Raw genomic sequence first — 19528 nt, forward strand, 5'->3', positions numbered from 1 at the left:
GGGTGCGGCGCCGGGGGACGACCGGTCAGCGGGCCGTCGTCAACCGCCAGTAGGCAAGCAGCGACCGATGGGTCCCGGCCACACGGGCGGTCCGGGCCACCTCCCGGAGGGCGTCCACGGTTCGGTGCTCGGCAGCCGCCCAGACGAACACGTCGGGGGTCAGCCGCTCGGCTGCCAGGGCGTCCTCCAGCAGCGTGGTCGAACCGGCAGGGGCCCCATTGCGGTACAGCCAGCGGACCTCTGCGTCCCCGGTGTCCAGCAGGGGCTGGCGTGTCGACGGGGAGTCGGTTTCAGCCAGGAGGAGCGCTGGCATGCCGGGCGGCCGGGCGCGGAGGGCCCTGCCGGCCGCTGGCGTGCCCGTCTCGTCGGCGCAGAGGACCCACCGATCCGCATCCGCTGGCGGATGGAACGTGGTCCTCGGGCCCCAGATGGCCACCGGGTCCCCCGGTCGTGCACGGGCAGCCCAGGCAGAGCCGTCCCCCTCGTCGCCGTGCAGGACCATCAGGACGTCGAGCTCCGCGCGATCGGGTCGGTGGTCCCAGACCGTGTAGTAGGCGCCGACGGCCCGGTCCCGTGCCGGGGTGGCCGCGTGGGCCTCCCACGAGAAGGACTCGTCCACGGTGAGATCGGACCGGCCGGGTGGGGGCAGGAGGAGGTGGAAGAAGGCGTCGGGGCCGGGGAGGTCGAGGTCTGCGAGCGCCGGCCCGGTCAGGGTGACGCGGCGCAACGCCCGGTGCACGTCCTCTGCAGCCACCACCCGGGTCAGGAGCGTGCGGATCACCGGCTCGACCTCGGCGGATGTCGGTGTCGACACGGCCGTCACTGCTCGCAGGGAACCCGGGCGGAGGCCATGAAGGTGCACAGCTCGGTCGTGGGGACCTGCCACACCCCGTCGGCCCTGCCGAGGGTCCCGGTCTGACCTCGGTAGGCGGGACTGCCCCCGAACAGGACGTCGTAGGTGATCTCGGCGGTGTCGCCGTCCACGACGACGGCAGTGGGGTGCATGGCGATCCCGCCGACCGCGTCCCCAGCCGACGCGTAGGCCTCCAGCGTCCCGCCGACCGCATCCGCGTCCTCGAGGTGCGCGCCCTTCTCGGCCGCTGGCGCAGTGGAGTCGAAGACCAGCGACCAGGCCGAGGCGGCCGCGGCCTGGTCGTCGTCCTCGAAGGTCACCGGCTCGGCCGTCTCGGCGCCGGCCTCCTCGTCGTCGACGGCAGCTGCGTCGGAGGAGGACTCGGCGAACGCCGACGGCGGGACTTCGGTGGCGGGGTCCCCGTCCACGGCGGCCTCGAGCTGGGGCACGAGGCTGTCCAGCAGCGCGGGCAGGCTCAGGAGGCTGCCGAAGGAGAAGGCGCCGGCGGTCTCGGTGTCGAGGAAGACCTCGCGGCCTTCCCGAACGGCGGTCAGGGTGTCCCGCAGGGCCATGTCGCGGATCGCGGCGTCGTCCTCGGGACCTGCGGTGACCCAGACGATGACGTCGGTGTCCAGCAGGTCGGTCTGCTCGGCGGAGAAGGACGCGTAGAACTGGTCACCGGCGATCTCGTCGTACACCTCGGGGGTCACGAAGCCCATGTCGGCCAGGAGGCGGGCGCGACCGTCCTCGCTGGCATAGGCACCGGGCTGCCCGTCGAACGCGAAGGCCACCGCTGCGGACGCCCCGTCGAAGGACGGGTGTTCCGCCCTGATGTCGGCCAGGCGAGCCTCGATGGCGTCCACCTGCTGCTCGGCCTCGTCGAGACGACCGATGGCCGCACCGATTCGCAGCGCGCGGTCCTGCCATGGGGTGCCGTACGCGACGAAGTCAGCGGACTGCGCGACCGTCGGGGCGATCGCGCTCAGCAGGCCGTAGTCCTGGTCGGTCATGCCCGAGGACACCCCGACGATCAGGTCGGGGTCCAGCGCCGCGATCGCCTCGAAGTCCAGCTCCGCGGGGGAGAGGACCGCAGGCTCGGCATCGCCGAGTGCCTCGACCGCCCAGGGCCACACGGCGAACGGCTGCTCGCCGTACCAGTCGCGGATGCCGACCGGCACCACGCCGAGTGCGAGCAGGTCGTCCTGGTCGTTGAAGCCGACCGACACGACCCGTTCGGGCTCCGACGGCACGACCGTCTCGCCGAACTGGTGCTCGATGGTGACCGGGAACACCGACTCGGTGTCCTCGGCGGGCACCGAGCCCGTGGCCGTCGAGCTTGCGGACGAGGAGGACGAAGACGACGAGGAGTCGGCGGAATCCTCGGAGGTTGACGCGGAGGTCCCGCATGCGGCCACGAGGACGGCCAGCAGGACGGCCACGATGGGGGCGGGGACACGGCGGAAACGAGATGCACTCATGCACCCGTTGTACCGTATGAAGTTAGGTTTACCTAAATCAGTCCGACGGTGTGGCCGCGGAACCGAGGTCGGGGTCCGCCGTCAGGGCCGCGAGCAGGCAGTCGGTCGTCGTGATGATGCCGACCAGCCGGCCGTCCTCGACCACGGGGACGGCGCTGATGTGCCGCGACATCATCACGCGAGCGGCATCACCGACGCTTGCGTCAGGACCGATGTGGTGGACGGATGCGGCCATGACCGACGCGACGTCCCGGCCGTGGCCGGACACCGCCTTCACCCCGTCGAGGGATCCGCACTCGGCGAGGGATCCCTCGTCGATCCGCACGTCGCGGTCGCTCACGATGCCGACGAGCATCCCCTCCTGCACGACGGGGAGGTGGCGGATGCCGTTGCGCTGCATCGTCGCCCGGGCCTGGTGGACCTCGGTGGTCGGCTCGACCACCACCGGGTCGTTGGCCATCCACTGCCGCACGGTCATCGCTGCGTCGCCTCCCTCGGCGTCGGTAGGATCGATCGGCTGGAGTATGGCCCATCGGTGGGGGAGGACGTTGCGTGTCGGGGCTGGAGGAGGATCTCGCCGCCGCGCGTGGCGCCGGCGCGGTGGGCGCACTGCTCCGGAACGCGGACGGGTGACCGGAGCGTGTCGGGACCGGCGGTCCCGATGTGGGTGCCGTGAACGCTCGTTGAAGAACGGCGCAGGAGCCGGCTACGGGGCGGATTCGGTCCCGACCGCTGGGTAGAACCGCAGCGCCCCGATCACCCGCAGTCCCCGGATCACGAGGTCCTCTTCAGTGCTGTCCCCGACCAGCCGCATCCGTGCGTTCGCGTCCCGTCTCGTCTGCATCGTCACGCTGACCGTCGTGTCGATGGTGTCGCTGACGGCAGGCGCCGCTGCCCACTTCGCCACGATCGGGTTCAGCGACATCACCCTCGGCGAGGGCGGAATGGCCTACGACCTGTGGCTGGACCCCTACCACCTGGCGACCCTCCTGCCCCTGGATGCCAACGACAACACGATCGTGTCCGCGGCAGAGGTGCAGGAAGCCGGCGACCTGCTGACAGCCCTCGCCGAGGACGCGGTCGTCGTGGAGCAGGACGGCACCGCCGTCCCGGTAGCGGCCGGCACCCCCCGCCTCGTCACGGGCGAGGACGTCCCGCAGGACGTGGCCACGATCGACGCGGACTTCCCCCTCGTCGCCTTCCACCTCACCGCCGACGGCCCCCTTGACCCGAGCCGTACCTCCATCACCTACGGCCTGCTGCTGATGGACGCCGCCGAACCCCACCGCAACGTCGGACGACTGCGCGGCCCCGCCGGCACCCAGCCCATCGAGTTCGCCCCCGACCACAACCGCCTGGTCCCCGCCGACCTGGTCGGCGTCCTGAACGCCCCGTCCTCCCCCCGGCTCGCCGCGGCTGCCCCGATGGGCGTCAGCGCGGTCCTCCTGCTCCTCCTGATTCTCCTCATCGCCCGCCGCCGCGGGCACGCCCCACGTCCCGCCACCACCTGAAGGTCTGCCACACCATGCGTTCCCTCCTCGCCCTCCTCGTCGTTGCCCTGCTGGGCAGCGTCCTCGCTGCGCCAACACCGGCCGTGGCCCAGGAGCCTCGTGCCGGCACCGACGTCGGCCCGTCCGACACCACCGGCCCCAGCAGGACCCAGGACATCGGTCCCGCGGTGCCGTACGCCTTCGTCCGCAACGGCGTCGTGCAGGCCAACATCACCATGACGGGTGGTGCCGGCAACAACACGGCTGGCACCTTCGAGGCGGGGGCCATCGCCGACCTGTATCCCCGTGACACCGATCGCTACGAGGGGCTGGACTGGACCGAGACGGTCCTTTCCGCCGACCGGGTGACCTCCGCCGGCGCGGCCGATGACTGGAACCGCGACGGCGAACAGCTCGCGCTCGACGACGTCAACGTCGTGGGGGACACCATCGTGGCGGATGGCTGCATCGACGCGAGCGACAGCGTCGCCGGATGCACCGACGACCTCTCGATCAGCGTGGCCTACGAGGCGCTGGCCGAGGTCCCGATCGTCAAGCAGACCATCACCGTCACCAACGACGGTGCGGCCGCGGTGGACCGCACCTTCGGCTACATCGCCGATCCGGACACCAACTCGGGCGGGTCGACGGACGCCTCCATCGCCCCCAACGGCGCGACCAACCCCGGTTTCGTGCAGATTCCCGCCGGCGGCTGGGAACGCAACGTCCTGTACAACGGCGCCCTCTTCGCCGACGGCGTCCCAGCGCACGGCATCGCGTGGTTCGAGGACGAGCCCTACGCGCTGTACGCCGGCAGCAACTTCATCGCCTCGGCGTTCTGGGACCTGTCGGTGCCGGCCGGCGGCAGCGCCGAGCTGAGCTGGTACCACATCGTGGAGTACCCCACCGACGGGCCCGATGTGGCGGACGCCATCGTGCAGCTGGCCGCAGACATCCCGCAACACGACGACGACGTCATCGAGACCGACGAGCGGATCACCGGTCGGGTCGCCGACGTGGACGGCGCCGCGGTCGCCGGGGCCACCGTCGTCGTCCGCTCAGTTGGCGCGGAGGAGGTCGATCGGGCCACCACCCGCGCGGACGGCACCTACACCCTGCGGGTCCCCCCGGGCACCTACACCCTGACCGCGTCGAAGCTGGGCCACGGCGACGGATCCGGATCCGTCGAGGTTCCCGCCGACGACGGGATCACCGAGTACACCGTCGACCTCGAGCTTCCGCCCGGTCGCGCCCACGCCGGTGATGGCCTCGTCGTCGACGGTCCCGTCCGCCAGGGCCAGCCGACCGACCTGACCATCGTCAACGACCGCCTGGCCATGGTCGTGTCCAACGGCACCATCGACGGCCAGCTCGAACCCGTGTCGCTCGGCAAGCCGCTGGACTGGGCCGTGCACGGGCAGGGCGACGAGATCGACTGGCTGCACCTGCCGTGGATCGACGAGGCACGTCCCACGGGTGAGGACTCCTACCAGGCTCGCACCGTCCGGTCGGAGGTCGTGGAGGTCGTCGACGAGGACGACCTGGACCGGGCGGCCATCCGCACCACCGGCTTCTACGACCCCGACGGCAACGGGGTCCGGGACGACGCGATCAGCGTGGACGTCGAGACCGTCTTCGAGATCGAGACCGGCGCCGACCACATCACCGCCGAGTCGAGCTTCACCAACACCGGCACCGATCCCGTCACCCTCTGGATCGGCGACGTGATCGACCACGACGGCGCCGGGCAGCACAGCTTCGTGCCCGGTGTCGGCGTCGTCACCCACAACGACGGGCTGGACTACCAGCCGACCGAACCATGGGTCGCCCAGACCGGTGCGTCCAGCGGTGAGTACGGATTCGTCTACACCGACCTGGCCGCAGCCGACCTCCAGGTCGTCGCGTCCGGGCGGTTCGTGACCACCCAGACCGAGGTCACCATCCCGGCCGGCGGGACCCACACCCTGAGCCGGCGGCTCGTCGCCGTCGACCGCGGTGACGCCCAGGAGCCCTTCGAGGCCTTCCGCGACGCCTACGACGACCACCTCGCCGAGCTCACCGGCGTGGAGATCGAGCTGGACCCGGGTGCCGAAACCCTGACGGCGGGACAGGAGACGACCGCCACCGTGGTCGTCCGCAACGTCGGCGAGGATCCGATCACCGGCGTCGACGTCCGGCTGAGCAGCGCTGGCGGAGGCATCACGGTCCTCGGCACGGCGCTCCGCACCATCGACCTGGCCGCCGGCGAATCCAGCAGCCAGGAGTGGACCCTGCGTGCCGACGCCGGGGGGCGGGCGCAGATCACCGCCACCGTGGTCCACGACGGACGGGAACGCACGCGCACCGGCCGCATCTTCGTCAACGGGCCGGGCTGGTACTGGGGGGACAACCACAGCCACTCCATCCACAGCGACGGCTCCGGGACGATCGCAGAGAACGTCGCGTCCGCGCGCGCTTACGGCCTGTCGTGGTTGACCGCCACCGACCACAACACCCTCAGCCAGGCCAGCGACATGGCGGCGGAGAACCGCGATGACTTCGTGGCCCTCGTGGGCCAGGAGATCACCTGTGGCGACGGGCACTCGTTGGGCTACGACATCGGTACGACCAACGCCGACCTCATCGCGTGCGGCACCGGTCAGTCGCGCATCGACGACACGAACGCCGCGAACGGCGGCCGAGGCTTCTTCTACATCGCCCACCCGTACTACCCGGGGCTGGAGTGGGACGACTGGGGCGTTGACGGCCTGACGGGCATCGAGGTGTGGAACGGCTTCTACCCGCCGCTGCACACCGTCAACAACGGCGCGTTCGCCCGCTGGGACGAACGACTTCGGGCCGGCGAGACCATCCTCGGCATCGCCAACTCCGACGCCCACAACTCCGGCAAGATCGGCAGCCCGCACATCCGGGCGTGTCTGCCGCAGCTGGCCGCCGACCCGATCGTTGAGGTCCAGCAGTCCGGCTACTTCTACGGATCCAACGGTCCCGACATCGCCATGACCGTCGACGGCGTCCCCATGGGCGGCACCGTCCACGTGCCGGCCACCGGCAGGACCGTCGAGGTCGTCGTCACGGCACGTGTGGACCACGACGTCGCCGACGTCCTGCTGCACGTCAACGGCGATGTGGCCCGCACCTATCCCGGCCAGGCGCCGGTGACGGGGCCCCAGACGCTGTCGCACACCCTCGACGACCGGACCGGTGCGGTCACCTTCACCGTCGACGTCGAGCCCGGCGACTTCCTGCGCGCCGAGGTCATCGCCTGGGGCGACGAGGCTCGCGACGTCGCGCAGGACTACCGCGCCTTCGGCTTCACCAACCCGGTCTTCGTCGCCGAGGGCGACCCGGCTTCCGACACCACACCGCTGGAGGCCTGCACCGTCACCGTCGACGAGCCCGGCCCCGAGGAGCCCTATCGGCTCGAGGAGAACTTCGACGACATCCCCGACGGCGAGCTGCCGGACGGCTGGAACCCGGCGGTGGGCACCTGGCGGGTGGAGGACGGCCGCTTGGTCGGTGGCACCACGACGGAGGCCATCGATCGCCTGACCTTCGGTGAGCACCGTGAGAACTTCCGCTTCGAGGCCACGATCCAGTTCCGCGAGCGGGCCAACGCCAGCCGCTGGACCGGCCTGATCGTCGACATCGCCCCGGACGGCACCGTGCCGTGGTGGCACGCGGTCATGCGCAGCGGCTCAACCGCTGGCAACGGCCTGGAGTGGGCCACCCGCACCGCCTCCAACGGCTGGAGCGTCCCCACCAGCAGCGCCGCGCCGTTCGACGTCGGCGTCGGCAACGACGTCCGCTTCGCCGTCGAGGTCCGCGGCAACCGGGGGATCCTCTTCCTCGACGGGCAGGAGGTCCTCCGCTACGGCGGGATCGAACGCTCCGACGCCGGCGTCCTCGGCTTCGTGCTGGACAAGGCGGTCGTGGAGTTCGACGACATCGTCGTGACCGACATCAGCCCGTTCGAGCCGCTGACCCGAGGTTCGGCGCTGGGCACCGTCGCCATGCGTGGCAACAGCGACGCGGCACCCGAGAACACCCTCGCGGCGCTTGAGCAGGCCGTCAGGACCAACGCCAGGTTCTCCATCGTCGATGCCCGCCTGACCGCCGACGGTGACCCGGTGCTGATGGCCGACGAGACCGTCGACCGCACCACCGACGGCACCGGCCCGGTCGGATCCCTCACGACCGCCGAGGTCACCGCGCTCGACGCCGGCTCGTCGTTCTCCGACGCCTACGCCGGCCAGCCCGTCCCGACCCTCGCCGAGGCGCTGGACCTCGCCGACGCCCTGGTCGTCGACGTCCGTGACGACACGGCCGCGGCCGCGGCCGTTGCCGGCCTGCTCGACAGCCGCGACGCCGGCCCCGACACCCTCGTGCTGGTGGACGACGACACGACCGCACAGGCAGTCCGCGACGCGTCGACCGAACCGCTGCAGCTGGTCCTGGACCTGCGCGGCACGACCGTCGTCGCCGCGGAGGTCACCGACGGCCCCGACGACATCCGCGCCGTCCTGCTGGATCCGTCGACCCCTGCCGATGTCATCGCCGCGCTCGACGACAGGGGCGTGGGGACGATCCTCGCCGCCGAGACCCCCGAAGAATGGCTCGTGGCCGACCGCAACGGTGCGGCCTTCGTCGCCTCCACCGCGCCGGGCCGCCTGGCCGGCGTCCTCGAGGGCGCCGCGCAGGACAGCCTCGGCTTCGCCGACGACGCCGGGCCCCTCGTCGTCGCCCACCGGGGATGGTCCCGGGTTGCCCCGGAGAACACCCTGGCCGCGGTGGCCTCGGGGATCGCCGCGGGCGCGGACATGGTCGAGATCGACGCGCACTCCACGCTGGACGACGTCCCCTACGTGCTGCACGACCAGACGCTGGACCGCACCACCGACCGGTCCGGCGACCTCGCCACCCAGACCGCCGCCCAGGTCGACGGCGCCGACGCAGGCTCGTGGTTCTCACCGGCCTACGCGGGACAGCACATGCCGTTGCTGGCCCAGGTCCTGGACCTCATCGACGGCTCCGGCACCACCCTGCTGCTGGAGGTCAAGGGTCCCGAGGACCTGCTCGAGGTCAGCGGGATGGTCGACCTGATCGAGGCGCGGGGCATGACCGACCAGGTCGTGCTGCAGTCCTTCTCCACTGACGTGCTCCAGCACGCCCGCAGCGTGTCGGACGACCTGGTGCTCGGCCTGCTCACCGGTGGCTTCGGCAGCGACCCCGTCGCCCAGGCGCAAGCCCTCGACGTGGCCTACTTCAACCCGTCGTGGAACAGCATCGCCGGCGACACCAGTCCCGTGGCGGACCTGCACGCTGCCGGAGTGCGGGTCGTGCCCTACACCGTCAACAGCGCCGCCGACTGGGACCGGATGGTCCGGGCCGGCGTCGACGGCGCCATCACCGACCGTGCGGGCGACATGGTCGGCTGGCGCGATGCGCACCGACTCGGCATCGAGCCCGCCGTCCTCGTGTCCCTGACCGCCCCAACCGTCGACGAGGGCGACACCGCGACGAGCGAGGCATCGGCAACGGTGTCCATCGACCGGCCGCTGTCCGCCCCGGTCACCCTGACCGTCGACACGGTCGACGACACCGCCACCGCGGGCGAGGACTACCTCGCGTTGACCGGACTCGCCGTGACGATCCCGGCCGGGGAGACCCAGGCGTCGGTCCCTGTCACGATCACCGGTGACGACGTCGTGGAGGGCGACGAGACGGTCACGATCACCGTGACCGCCATCGACGGCGCCACCGCGGAGGGTGGCTTGTCCACCGCGTCGCTGACCATCATCAACGACGACGCCACCGAGCTGTCGACGGCCGACGTGCAGGTGATCGAGGGCGACACCGGTACCACCGTGGCCCTCGTCCCCCTCAGCCTGACCGCCCCCGCCGACGCCGACGTGGTCTTCGACGTCGTGGCCGTCCCCGACACCGCGACGCTGGCCGACGACGACTACACAGCGCCCGCTGCCACCGGGACCATCCCGGCCGGCACCCTTTCGGGCACTGTCGAGCTCGTCATCAACGGCGACACCGGCCCCGAGGAGGACGAGACCGTCGAGATCCACCTGTCGAACCCGACAGTGGCCACCCTCGGGGACTCCGTGTCAATCGTGACCATCCGCAACGACGACGCGGCCGTCCGGGTCGCTGATGCCTCGGCGGTCGAGGGTGACGCACCCGAGACCGCGACCTTCGAGTTCGCCCTCGAGCTGGACCACCCCAGCGCGGTCGACGTCGAGGTGGCGGTCGCCACGGGCGCCACCAGCGGCCCCGGAGGCGCCACGGCCGGCGAGGACCACACCGACGTCGACACGGTCGTCAGGATCCCCGCCGGGCACACCTCCGCGACCGTGGAGGTCCCCGTGATCGGCGACGACCTCGACGAGGACGACGAGACGCTCCTCCTCGTCGTGACCGACCCCGTCGACGGCGACGGCACGACCGTCGCCGACCCGACCGCAACCGGCACGATCGTCGACGACGACGTGACCATCGTCAGCGTCGACGACGCCGCGGCCACCGAGGGCGAGGACCTGTCCTTCACCGTCCGGGTCGACGCCGACCCGATCACCGCCGGCCTCCAGCCGGTGCCCCGGGACGCCAGCGTCGCCTGGTCCAGCGCCGACGGGACGGCCACGGCAGGGGAGGACTACACCGCCGACGGCGGGAGCCTCCAGCTGCCCAGCGGCACGACCACTGCCACCCTGCTCCTGCCCACGGCCACCGACACCACCGATGAGCCCGACGGCGAGACCGTGACGGTCACGCTCGCCGACGCGATCGGCGTCGTCATCAGCGACGGCACCGGCTTGGGCACGATCCTGGACCCGGCCGACACCCCCGATCCCGGCAGCGGCGGTGGCGGGTCCACACCGCCCACCGAGCCCACCGACCCGTCCGAGCCCACCGACCCGGAGCCAACCGACCCGTCCGAGCCCCAGGAGCCCGGCGAGGTCGGGGACGACGAGGTCAGCCGCACCCACGGCGCCACCCGCGTGGAGACCGCGGTCAACGCCAGCCGCGACCACTGGCCGACGGCGTCGACCCGCACCAACGACCTGAGCGGTCGTGCCGGCGGGGTGGTCCTGGCCCGTGCGGACGCCTACCCCGACGCCCTGGCCGGCGGCGCCCTGGCCGCCTCCATCGACGGTCCGTTGCTGCTGACCAACGGCGATGCCCTTGACCCGATGGTGGAGGAGGAGATCGTCCGGCTGGGGGTCGAGGACGTCATCGTGCTCGGAGGCGACGCGGCCATCGGTCGGGCCGTGGAGGACCGACTGGTCGAGCTCGGCCTGGACGTGGAGCGCATCGCTGGGGCCAGCCGCTGGGACACCGCTGCGCTGGTGGCCGACCGCGTCGGCCTGCCCGAGACGGGCGAGGTCGTCGTGGTGCTCGGCGACCACCCCGAGGCTGCTCGCGCCTGGCCGGACGCGCTGTCCGCCGGCGCGCTGGCTGCCTCACCCGATCGGCTGCCCGTGCTGCTGACCGCCGGCAGCAGCGTCCCCGCCCCGACCATGGATGCCCTCCAGGACCTGGGTGCCCGTCGGGTCGTGCTGATCGGTGGCCCCGCGGTCATCGACAGCGAGGTCGAGGCGGCGCTCGTCGGCACCGTCGGCGAGGTCGTCCGGCTCGCAGGGCGCGACCGCTACGCCACCTCGGTCGCCGTGGCCCGCGACGCCTTCGCCCGGTTCGCCGACGACCCCGACGGTGAGTCGATCGACGTCGTGTTCGCGACCGGTGCGGACTATCCCGACGGCCTGGCCGCCGGCGCCGTCGCCGCACGCCGTGGGGCCCTGGTACTGCTCGTGCCGCCGTCGGACCTGGCAGGGGACTCGCCGACGCTGGCGTTCCTCCGGTCGATCGCCGACCGCGTCGACAGCGGGGTGGTCCTCGGTGGCCCGGGTGCGATCGACGAGTCGACACGGGCCCTGCTGGAGGAGGCCATCGCCGGCTGACCGCCGCACCCACAAGCTGGCCGGGCCCACGGGGCCGGCCAGCGCGGTGCATGACGATTCAGCACGTCAACCCTGATCGACAGGTGACGGACGGTCGGTCGGGTCAGCTCGCCATCGCGGTGACCGCCCGTTGCGTCTCCTCGGCCATCACGTCGGCGACGATGGCCGCGGCGGCCTGCACACCGGCGGCTGCCGCGCTGATCACCTGCGCCTTCAGGTCAGTCACGTTGCCCGCCAGCCACACACCCGGCACCGACGCCGCACCCACGGGGTCGGAGGGATACGCCTTCCCGATCACGACACCGAAGGCCTCGACGTCCTGGGGGGACACGCCCAGCGCGTCGAGGACGGGGGACCGCGCGACCATCCGCCCGTGTGCCACCAGGGCATCGCACGGGACCACCCGGCCGTCGGCCAGCCGGACGCCCGTCAGGACGTCGTCCTCGACAACGAGGCCGACCGCCGGGCCGTCCCACACGGGCACCCCTCGTGCCGCGAGGCGCTGGAGGTCGTCCGCCGATGCCCCCAGGCCGCCGTGATCGACCACCGCGACGTCGTCGCTCCACTGGCGCCACAGGAGGCCGCCGTGCACACCGGCGGGGGACGTGCCGAGCACCACGATCCGGCGGTCCTGCACCTCCCAGCCGTGGCAGAACGGACAGTGCAGCACGTCTCGGCCGAACCGGGCCTCGATCCCCGGCACGACGGGCAGCTCGTCGCGCAGCCCGGTCGTCACGAGGAGTCGACGGGCACGCAAGCGCCGCCCGTCCTCCAGGACGACCTCGAAGAGGTTGTCGGGCTGCCGTCGGGCCGTGGTGGCCACGCCAACCACGACCTGGCCCCCGTAGCCCTCCAGCTCCCGGCGGCCCAACGCGAGGAGCTCCGTCGGCGGCCTCCCCTCGTGGCCGAGGAAGCTGTGGACCCCTGCGGCCGGGGCGTTCCGTGGTTGGCCGGCGTCGACGACGAGGACGGCTTGCCTCGCCCGTGCCAGGGTGGTTGCCCCGGCCAACCCGGCGGCACCACCGCCGATCACGAGGACATCCAGGACCGACGACGTTGATGGGTGGGGATCGGTATCGATGTGGGTGTTCATGGAACGACGGTGCCGCAGACGTGCTGCCCACGCACGCAGTCTTGCAGTTCTGGCAAGGCGGATCGGTCGAGGTCAGTCCGGCGCGACCACCTGCAGGGTGGGCCAGTCGAAGCCGAGGCTGCGGCGGACCCCCTCGATGCCGACCCCGTCCTCGCCGCGGGTCTCCAGCCGGAGCCCGCTCCCGTGATCGGCCCACCCGCCGACGTGGACGGTGCGCACACCGGCGTTGTGGCCGAGGGCCGTCGCGGCGACGAGCTGCTCGTCGGTCATGCAGAAGGCGACGACGACGGTGTCGGGGAGGTAGCGGGTCGGTGGCTCCTCGTGCGGATCCATCATGCTGATCGGGGCATCGGCGAGGGCCCCGAGGCGGCGGGAGATCCGCTGCCACTGATCCATCCTGAGGGCGCCGGCGCCGATGAGGTGCAGCGGCACCCCCGCGTGCGCAAGGAGGACGTCGGTGACCCAGCGCTGCATGCCGACCGGGGCCACCAGGAGGACTGGTTCCCCACGGGCTGCCCGGGCCCACGCGGTGCCGAGGGCCCACCCGACCTGCAGGGCCACGGGACCGCTGAGGGCGGTCACGCCGACAGGCGGCCACCACGGCCACCACTCCGGACGTATCGGGCGTCGGGGTTGCCAGACGTCGACGGTGTAGCGGGCACGCGGGCCCGTCCGCTCGTAGCGGTGTTCGAGCTCGTCGAACGCCCTGGCGAGGTGGAGGCGGAGTCCTCGAACGGCCTTGACCATTCGGGGAACGCTACATCGTGGGTGTGTCATCCCCCTGCCCGGGGGCATAGGTTGATCCCATGGCAGAACCAGCGGTCATCCATGACGACGCGAACCATCGCTACACCGTGACACTCGACGGCGAGGTGGCCGGACTGGCGGTCTACCACGACCGTGGGGGCCGGCGGCTGTTCGTCCACACCGAGATCGCCGACGAGCACGAGGGCAAGGGGCTGGGCAGCGTCCTCGTGCGGGGCGCGCTGGAGGGGACCGAGCGCGATGGCCTGAAGGTGGTGCCGATCTGTCCGTTCGTGGCCGGCTGGCTGGAACGGCATCCCGAGATGCTCGGCGTGGTCGACGAGGACCGCCGTCGCCTCATCGAGTCCGACTGACCGTCCCGTCGGTCCAGGGCAGCCGACCGCGCCGGCGCCACACGTGGCGACCGAGCAGGACGACCGCCACGACCGCTGCGGCCAGGTTCATCCAGTCGGAGTACTGACCCGCCGTGGTCCATCGCTCACCGACGACCGCACCGATCCACAGCCACACGGCGTTCCAGATCCCGCTGCCGAGCGCGGTCAGCAGTCCGAAGCGCACCCGACCCATGCCCTCGGTGCCGGCAGGCAGGGAGATGACGCTGCGCACGAACGGCACGAACCGTCCGGTCAGGACGCTGAGGGTGCCGTGGCGGGTGAACCAGTCGCTGGCCCGGTCGAGGTCGTCCTCCTCGGTCAGTGGTAGCCGGGTGAGCGCGGAGCGGGCGCGTTGGTGCCCGAGCCGCCGCCCGAGCTCGTAGTACACGTAGGCGCTGACGGTCGATCCGACCGTCGCCGCCAGCAGCACGACCCAGAAGGACAGCTCACCGCTCGCAGTCAGGTATCCAGCGAACGGCAGGACCACTTCGCTGGGGACCACGGGAAGGACGTTGTCCAGCGCCAGAAGGAAGGCAACCCCGACGGGTCCGCCCGTCGCGACGACGTCGACGACCCAGCCGACGAGGCCGGTGAAGTCCGAGGGGCTGGCGGAGGCAGCGAAGAGGGCGGTCGTGGTCACGAGGCCACGCCTACCCGGGGACCGACGTCACGGAACCCGGCGCAGCGGCATCCTCGCCCGACGGGACATGGACCGACGTTGCCCCCGCAGGCCGACGTGCTCGGACAATGGGGGCATGGACCGCAGGGGGTATCGGGGATCGGCAGGTGTGCTCGCGTGGCTCGGCTACGCGCTGTTGCTCGTCGGCTGGCTCGCGGCGACCCCACCGTTCCAGGCGCCCGACGAGGTCAGCCACTACGTCCGCACCTGGGGGCTTGCCGATGGGCAGGTGCTCGGGCTGGCGCCCCAGCCGCCCACGCCACCAGCCGACGTCGCCAACGACCCGGCGCGACTGGCCAGCTTCTGGTGGGCCTTCGAGACCACCACCTTCGTGTCGATGCCCGAGCACCTGGTGCCCCAGAGCCGCGACTGCGCACGCAACGCCGCCGAACCAGCCACCTGCGTGGACGTGGCACCCGAGACCCGACAGGACCGGCGCAACGTGTCCACCAACACCGGGACCACGTCGCCGACGTCGGTGGCGGCGCCTGCAGCGCTCGTGCGACTGGGTGGCAGCGACACCGAGGCGCTGACCTGGGCGCGGGTCGGAGAGGTGCTGGGGGTGCTCGCCACCCTCGGTGCGACCCTGCTGGCGCTGGCGCCGCTGGGTCGTCGGGTCCTGCCCGGCCTGGCGCTCGGCCTCACCCCCATGGCCGTGTACCTGGGCGCGGTGCTGAACCCCAGCGGGCAGGAGGTCTGGCTCACCCTCGCCTGCCTGGCGCTGTCGTGGCGAATGCTGCACTCGGGTGGATCCCGGTGGTGGGTGGCCGCCGCGGCAGGGACGGCGTTGCTGCTGCCACTCGGTCGGCAGCCCGGTGCCGTGTGGGCGCTGATGTCGCTGGGCGCGGCCATCCTGCTGCAGCCCGACGTCGTTGCCGCCGTGCGTACCCGCTGGTTCTCGCTGCTGGCGTGGGGTAGCGCCTACCTCAGCGGCCTGGGGCTCGGGATCCTCTGGAACGCCCGGACGCAGGTCGACACCCCGGTCGCTGCGGACAACCTCGGTGGGGCGTCGGCCGAGCTCGTCGGCCGGATCCCGATGCTCCTGCGGCATGCCGTCGGCGAGTTCAACCTGTTCGAGTTCCCCCTTCCCCGAACGATGACGGTCGGCTGGGTCCTCCTGGTGATCGTGGTCGTCGCCTGGGGTACGTTCGGCCCGCCGGTCCCGACGGCGACAACTCGGGTGGTGGGTCGGCTCGCGGCCCCCTGGGTGGTCCTCGGGACGCTCGCATTCGCGGCAGCGTTCTGGGTGTTCAGCTACCAGCACACCGGCTTCGACCTGCAGGGCCGGCACCTCCTGCCCGGGCTGGTGCTCGTCCCGGTGGTCGCGATCATGGCCCGACCGCTGCCCCCGTGGTTGGGCAGCACCATGGCCATCGCGGCCGCGAGTGGGCAGGCCATCGCCTGGTTCCTCGCGGCACGACGGTTCGCCGTGGGGACCAGCGGGCCGTTGGTGTTCTGGACCGACGCCGCGTGGGACCCCGCCGGGGGGTGGGTGCCCTGGATGGTGCTGGTCATCACCGGAGTCGTGCTGCTCGCGGCCGCGGCCCTGCCGGGAGCCTCCCGGAACGTCAGCCCAGCCGGCGCAGCAGGTCGGTTTGGTCGCGGGACCCCACGGGGTCGCCGTCCCGCAGCAGCTTCAGCGTCTCGGCCTGCACCAGGTCGTTGGCCGGCGTGGGGATCCCGTGGAGCCGTCCGATCAGGGCGATCTCCCCGTTGAGCATCGTGACCTCGGAGTCCGCGTGCCCCCGCACGGCGCTCTGCCATGTGGAGCCGCCCGGGCGTCGTTCGATCCCGATGTCGGCACGGGCCACCAGCCCCGCCCGTCGCTGCTGGACCTCCAGGTCAGGGGAGATGCCGGCTGCGGCGACAACCGCCTCGGCCTCGGCACGAACCACACCGTAGAGGTCATCGAAGGACGCCCTGTCGGTGCCGCAGAGGACCTGCAGGGCGTTGCCGACGTTGCCGAGCAGCTTGGCCCACTTCCGGGCCATGATGTCGTCGGTGGCCTCGGAGAGGAAGCCCGCCGCCGTCCACGACGCGGCGAGCCGGACGGACAGGTCGTCACGACCCGACGGGTACCGACCGACATCGAGGATCCCGCGCGGTTCGGTGGCGTACACACGGATGATCCCCGGCTCGAGGTGGACGCCGGGTGTGTTGATCAGGACACCCTGGACCCGGCGGAAGCGCCGCAGGGCCAGCCGTTCGCCCTCGATCCCGTTGTGCATGCAGGCCACGGGCACACCCGGCCCCGCGTGGGCGAGGAGGTCGTCGAGCACGGGTTCGACCTGATGGGCCTTCGTGGCCAGGACGACGACGGTGTCCTCGTCGATGTCGGCCTCCGACACGTGTGCGTGCGCCCGGACCCGGACGGTGACAGGGCCGTCCGGTGCCTCCCGGGTCAACCCGTCATGGCGGATGGCGTCCAGGTGCGCGCCCCTGGCGACCACCTCCACCGCCTGGCCGGACTCGGCCAACCCGACGGCGAGGGCGCCACCGATGGCACCGGCCCCGACGACGACGGTCCGTGGGTGCGTGGCTGCGGTCATCGCCCTACCAACCCTGGGTGCCGGGCTCACCCTTGAAGGGCCCGACCACGTCGTCGGTGATCCAGCCACCGTAGAACCCCCCTGCCTGCGGTCGGACGACCTCGCCGTCGACCGTGCATCGGACCCGATCCGGATAGAACGACACCCACCCGGCATGGTCGGCGAACTCCGCATAGGGAGAGGGGTACCGCCAGCCGACCGGGTCCGCCGTTCCGGCCACGGCAACGTACTCCGCCCTTCCCTTCCACTCGCAGTGGCTCGAGCCCGTGGCGACGTCCAGACCCCCGGGCACGATCGAATCGGCCGGGAGGTAGAACGCGGGCGGATGGGAGGTCTCGAGGACCCGGACGGTGCGGGCGGTCCGGGCCAGGAGGTGGCCGTCGTGGTCGTGTACCTCCACAGTCCGGTCGTCGGCGACGACAGCGGGCGGGCGTGGGTAGTCCCACACCGACTCCTGCCCGGGCCCGGGGTCCACGGCGAAGGACGGCCGGGACGTTCCCCGGTTGGTCCACTTGTCACGGGCGGCCCGGAGCCAGTCGGGAACGGAATCAGTCATGCCCCGATCCTGCCCCGACCCGTCCTCGCCGACCCAGCCTTTCGCACGGCATCGAGCAACCCCGCGGGGACCCCCACCTGTGGGACACTCCCGTGCCATGGCCCATGTGCAGATGTTCGATGACGACGACCCGGTGCTGGCGCGGGTCCGCGAGCTGGCGCTGGCCCTGCCGGACGCCGGGGAGAAGGTCTCCCACGGGCGACCGGCGTTCTTCACCACGAAGGTCTTCGCCTACTACGGCGGCGCGGTGAAGGTCGATGGCAGGTGGGTGCAGCACGAGCAGAGCGTGATGCTGCTGCCCGACCCGACCGACCTCGCGGCCCTCCGCCAGGACGACCGGTTCTTCGTGCCGGCCTACCTCGGTCCGTCCGGCTGGATCGGCCTGGACCTCGACGACCACAGCGACTTCGACGAGGTGGCCGAGCTGCTGGAGGACGCCTACCGGCGCACCGCCGGGGTCCGCCGTGTCGCACGGTTGGACCGACCCGGTCCTGACCGACGGGGTCGGGCGTCAGCCCGCCAGGCTGCCGCCCGACACGACCTGCCAGGCCATCAGGCCGGCGACGGCGAGCGCGACCGCCGCGAAGCCGTTCCGCAGTGCCCCCTCGGGGGCACGATCGGCCAGGCGCGACCCGATGGTCGCCCCGACGAGTCCGCCGAGGCCGAACAACAACCCCAGCGACCACTGGACGGTGTCGCCCGTGGCACGACCGGCCAAACCGGCCAACGCGCTGATGAGGACGACCAGCTGCGAGGTGCCGACCGCCATGGACATCCGCATGTTCCGGGTGACCAGCAGCGCCGGCACGATCAGGAACCCCCCGCCCACACCCAGCAGGCCGGTCAGGACGCCGATGCCGCCACCGGCGGCCCCGGTGACGAGGATGCCACCGGACGCCTGCCGGTCCTCCAGGTCAGGGTTGTCGTCCTCGGCCTCGGGGCTGCGTTGCATCAGCCACACGGCCGTGCCGACCAGCAGCACCACGAAGGCGCCGGTGAGGATGCGCTCGGGCAGGGCGCTGGCCGCCCAGCCGGCGGCCGCGGCGGTGACCGCAGCCGCCCCACCGAAGGCGAATCCCTCCTTGCACGAGCAGCGACCGGCGCGGCGATGCACCACGACGCCAGCCACGGCCATCATGGTGACCGCAACCAGGGACGTGCCCGTCGCCTCGCCGGTGGACAACCCGAGCAGGAAGATCAGCGCGGGAACGGTCAGCAGGGAACCGCCGGCTCCGAGCAGGCCGAGGACCGCCCCGACCAGCACGCCGATCGGGACGGCGACGAGGAGATCCACTACTGGCTCAGCTGCCCCAGGGCGCGTTCGATGCGGCCGCGGGCGTCCTCGCCGAGCTCCGCCAGGTCGTCGCCTGCCATGCGCAGCATCGCCAGCGGGTCGGCGGCGACGACGTCCGTGCCGCCGTTTGCCGAGGCCCGCAGGAGGACGTTGCAGGGCAGCAGCGCCCCGATGTCGGCGTCCGCAGCGATGGCCTTGCTGGCCAGCGGCGGGTTGCAGGCGCCGAGGATCTTGTACGGCCCGACGTCCTCGCCGAGCTTGTCCTGCAGGGCGGACTGCACGTCGATCTCGCTGAGGATGCCGAAGCCCTCCTCGGCGAGGGCCGCGCGGACCCGTTCCTCGGTCTCGGCCAGGTCGGTGTCGAGTGTGATGGTCATGGTGTAGTCGCTCATGTCTGGGACTCCTTCATCGCGGTGCCTTGGGTTGA

At 72.0% G+C, this 19528-nt stretch carries 13 protein-coding genes and 2 pseudogenes; 5 read left to right on the forward strand and 10 right to left on the reverse strand.

All coding sequences use genetic code 11. The features are described from left to right. Positions 1-25: 25 nt before the first annotated feature. From DVS28_RS13165 to DVS28_RS13175, 3 genes are read right to left on the reverse strand one after another with little or no spacing between them, the layout of a single operon-like run. Positions 26-814 (reverse strand): siderophore-interacting protein, encoded by a 789-nt coding sequence (locus DVS28_RS13165; protein WP_216826011.1) that lies wholly within the window; start codon positions 812-814, stop codon positions 26-28. A 5-nt stretch (positions 815-819) separates the two neighbouring features. After that, positions 820-2331, reverse strand: coding sequence for an iron-siderophore ABC transporter substrate-binding protein (locus DVS28_RS13170; RefSeq protein ID WP_114591853.1), 1512 nt, complete (start codon positions 2329-2331; stop codon positions 820-822). A gap of 37 nt (positions 2332-2368) precedes the next feature. After that, positions 2369-2809, reverse strand: coding sequence for a CBS domain-containing protein (locus DVS28_RS13175; protein ID WP_114591854.1), 441 nt, complete (start codon positions 2807-2809; stop codon positions 2369-2371). A 313-nt stretch (positions 2810-3122) separates the two neighbouring features. Between DVS28_RS13175 and DVS28_RS13180 the strand changes: the two genes are divergently transcribed. Further along, the gene (locus DVS28_RS13180) at positions 3123-3842 is read left to right on the forward strand and encodes a hypothetical protein (RefSeq protein WP_114591855.1); all 720 of its coding nucleotides are present in this window, start codon (positions 3123-3125) and stop codon (positions 3840-3842) included. Between the two features lie 14 nt (positions 3843-3856). After that, entirely contained in the window at positions 3857-11791 is a 7935-nt protein-coding gene (locus tag DVS28_RS13185) for a glycerophosphodiester phosphodiesterase family protein (protein WP_114591856.1), read from the forward strand. Between the two features lie 103 nt (positions 11792-11894). Here the strand turns inward: DVS28_RS13185 and DVS28_RS13190 are convergent, their stop codons facing one another. Together DVS28_RS13190 and DVS28_RS13195 are read right to left on the reverse strand one after the other, a co-directional pair. Further along, positions 11895-12884: an FAD-dependent oxidoreductase gene (locus tag DVS28_RS13190; RefSeq protein ID WP_114591857.1), complete on the reverse strand. Its 990-nt coding sequence runs from the start codon at positions 12882-12884 to the stop codon at positions 11895-11897. A gap of 72 nt (positions 12885-12956) precedes the next feature. Beyond that, positions 12957-13631, reverse strand: a complete 675-nt coding sequence (locus DVS28_RS13195) for a hypothetical protein (RefSeq protein WP_114591858.1) — start codon at positions 13629-13631, stop codon at positions 12957-12959. A 59-nt stretch (positions 13632-13690) separates the two neighbouring features. On the opposite strand from DVS28_RS13195, the gene DVS28_RS13200 reads away from it, so the two are divergent. Next, positions 13691-14002: a GNAT family N-acetyltransferase gene (locus tag DVS28_RS13200; protein ID WP_114591859.1), complete on the forward strand. Its 312-nt coding sequence runs from the start codon at positions 13691-13693 to the stop codon at positions 14000-14002. On the opposite strand, the gene DVS28_RS13205 is transcribed toward DVS28_RS13200, so the two are convergent. Continuing rightward, a complete protein-coding gene (locus DVS28_RS13205) occupies positions 13986-14663 on the reverse strand; it encodes a DedA family protein (RefSeq protein ID WP_114591860.1) in 678 nt (225 codons plus the stop codon). The genes DVS28_RS13200 and DVS28_RS13205 overlap by 17 nt on opposite strands. Before the next feature lie 115 nt (positions 14664-14778). Here DVS28_RS13205 and DVS28_RS29610 point away from each other — a divergent pair. Further along, positions 14779-16002 (forward strand): annotated as a pseudogene (locus DVS28_RS29610) (DUF2142 domain-containing protein); the annotation flags it as partial. Between the two features lie 268 nt (positions 16003-16270). On the opposite strand, the gene DVS28_RS13215 reads toward DVS28_RS29610, so the two are convergent. Together DVS28_RS13215 and DVS28_RS13220 are read right to left on the reverse strand one after the other, a co-directional pair. Then, positions 16271-17251: a ketopantoate reductase family protein gene (locus DVS28_RS13215; RefSeq protein WP_114591862.1), complete on the reverse strand. Its 981-nt coding sequence runs from the start codon at positions 17249-17251 to the stop codon at positions 16271-16273. 4 nt (positions 17252-17255) lie between these two features. Next, positions 17256-17807, reverse strand: coding sequence for a DUF427 domain-containing protein (locus tag DVS28_RS13220; RefSeq protein ID WP_114591863.1), 552 nt, complete (start codon positions 17805-17807; stop codon positions 17256-17258). A 97-nt stretch (positions 17808-17904) separates the two neighbouring features. Here DVS28_RS13220 and DVS28_RS30155 point away from each other — a divergent pair. Continuing rightward, positions 17905-18288: pseudogene (locus tag DVS28_RS30155) on the forward strand (MmcQ/YjbR family DNA-binding protein); the annotation flags it as partial. A 30-nt stretch (positions 18289-18318) separates the two neighbouring features. Here the strand turns inward: DVS28_RS30155 and DVS28_RS13230 are convergent. Next, positions 18319-19101: a sulfite exporter TauE/SafE family protein gene (locus tag DVS28_RS13230; protein WP_114591864.1), complete on the reverse strand. Its 783-nt coding sequence runs from the start codon at positions 19099-19101 to the stop codon at positions 18319-18321. Continuing rightward, positions 19101-19493 (reverse strand): DUF302 domain-containing protein, encoded by a 393-nt coding sequence (locus tag DVS28_RS13235; protein ID WP_216826012.1) that lies wholly within the window; start codon positions 19491-19493, stop codon positions 19101-19103. The genes DVS28_RS13230 and DVS28_RS13235 overlap by 1 nt, the downstream gene beginning before the upstream one ends. Positions 19494-19528: the final 35 nt, after the last annotated feature.

The sequence above is a fragment of the Euzebya pacifica genome (assembly GCF_003344865.1).
Lineage (GTDB): Bacteria > Actinomycetota > Nitriliruptoria > Euzebyales > Euzebyaceae > Euzebya > Euzebya pacifica.

Coding starts and splice junctions, on each gene's coding strand:
- DVS28_RS13170 (WP_114591853.1), bottom strand. CDS start 2,331: ATGAGTGCATCTCGTTTCCGCCGTGTCCCCGCCCCCATCGTGGCCGTC.
- DVS28_RS13175 (WP_114591854.1), bottom strand. CDS start 2,809: ATGACCGTGCGGCAGTGGATGGCCAACGACCCGGTGGTGGTCGAGCCG.
- DVS28_RS13185 (WP_114591856.1), top strand. CDS start 3,857: ATGCGTTCCCTCCTCGCCCTCCTCGTCGTTGCCCTGCTGGGCAGCGTC.
- DVS28_RS13190 (WP_114591857.1), bottom strand. CDS start 12,884: ATGAACACCCACATCGATACCGATCCCCACCCATCAACGTCGTCGGTC.
- DVS28_RS13195 (WP_114591858.1), bottom strand. CDS start 13,631: ATGGTCAAGGCCGTTCGAGGACTCCGCCTCCACCTCGCCAGGGCGTTC.
- DVS28_RS13200 (WP_114591859.1), top strand. CDS start 13,691: ATGGCAGAACCAGCGGTCATCCATGACGACGCGAACCATCGCTACACC.
- DVS28_RS13215 (WP_114591862.1), bottom strand. CDS start 17,251: ATGACCGCAGCCACGCACCCACGGACCGTCGTCGTCGGGGCCGGTGCC.
- DVS28_RS13220 (WP_114591863.1), bottom strand. CDS start 17,807: ATGACTGATTCCGTTCCCGACTGGCTCCGGGCCGCCCGTGACAAGTGG.
- DVS28_RS13235 (WP_216826012.1), bottom strand. CDS start 19,493: ATGAGCGACTACACCATGACCATCACACTCGACACCGACCTGGCCGAG.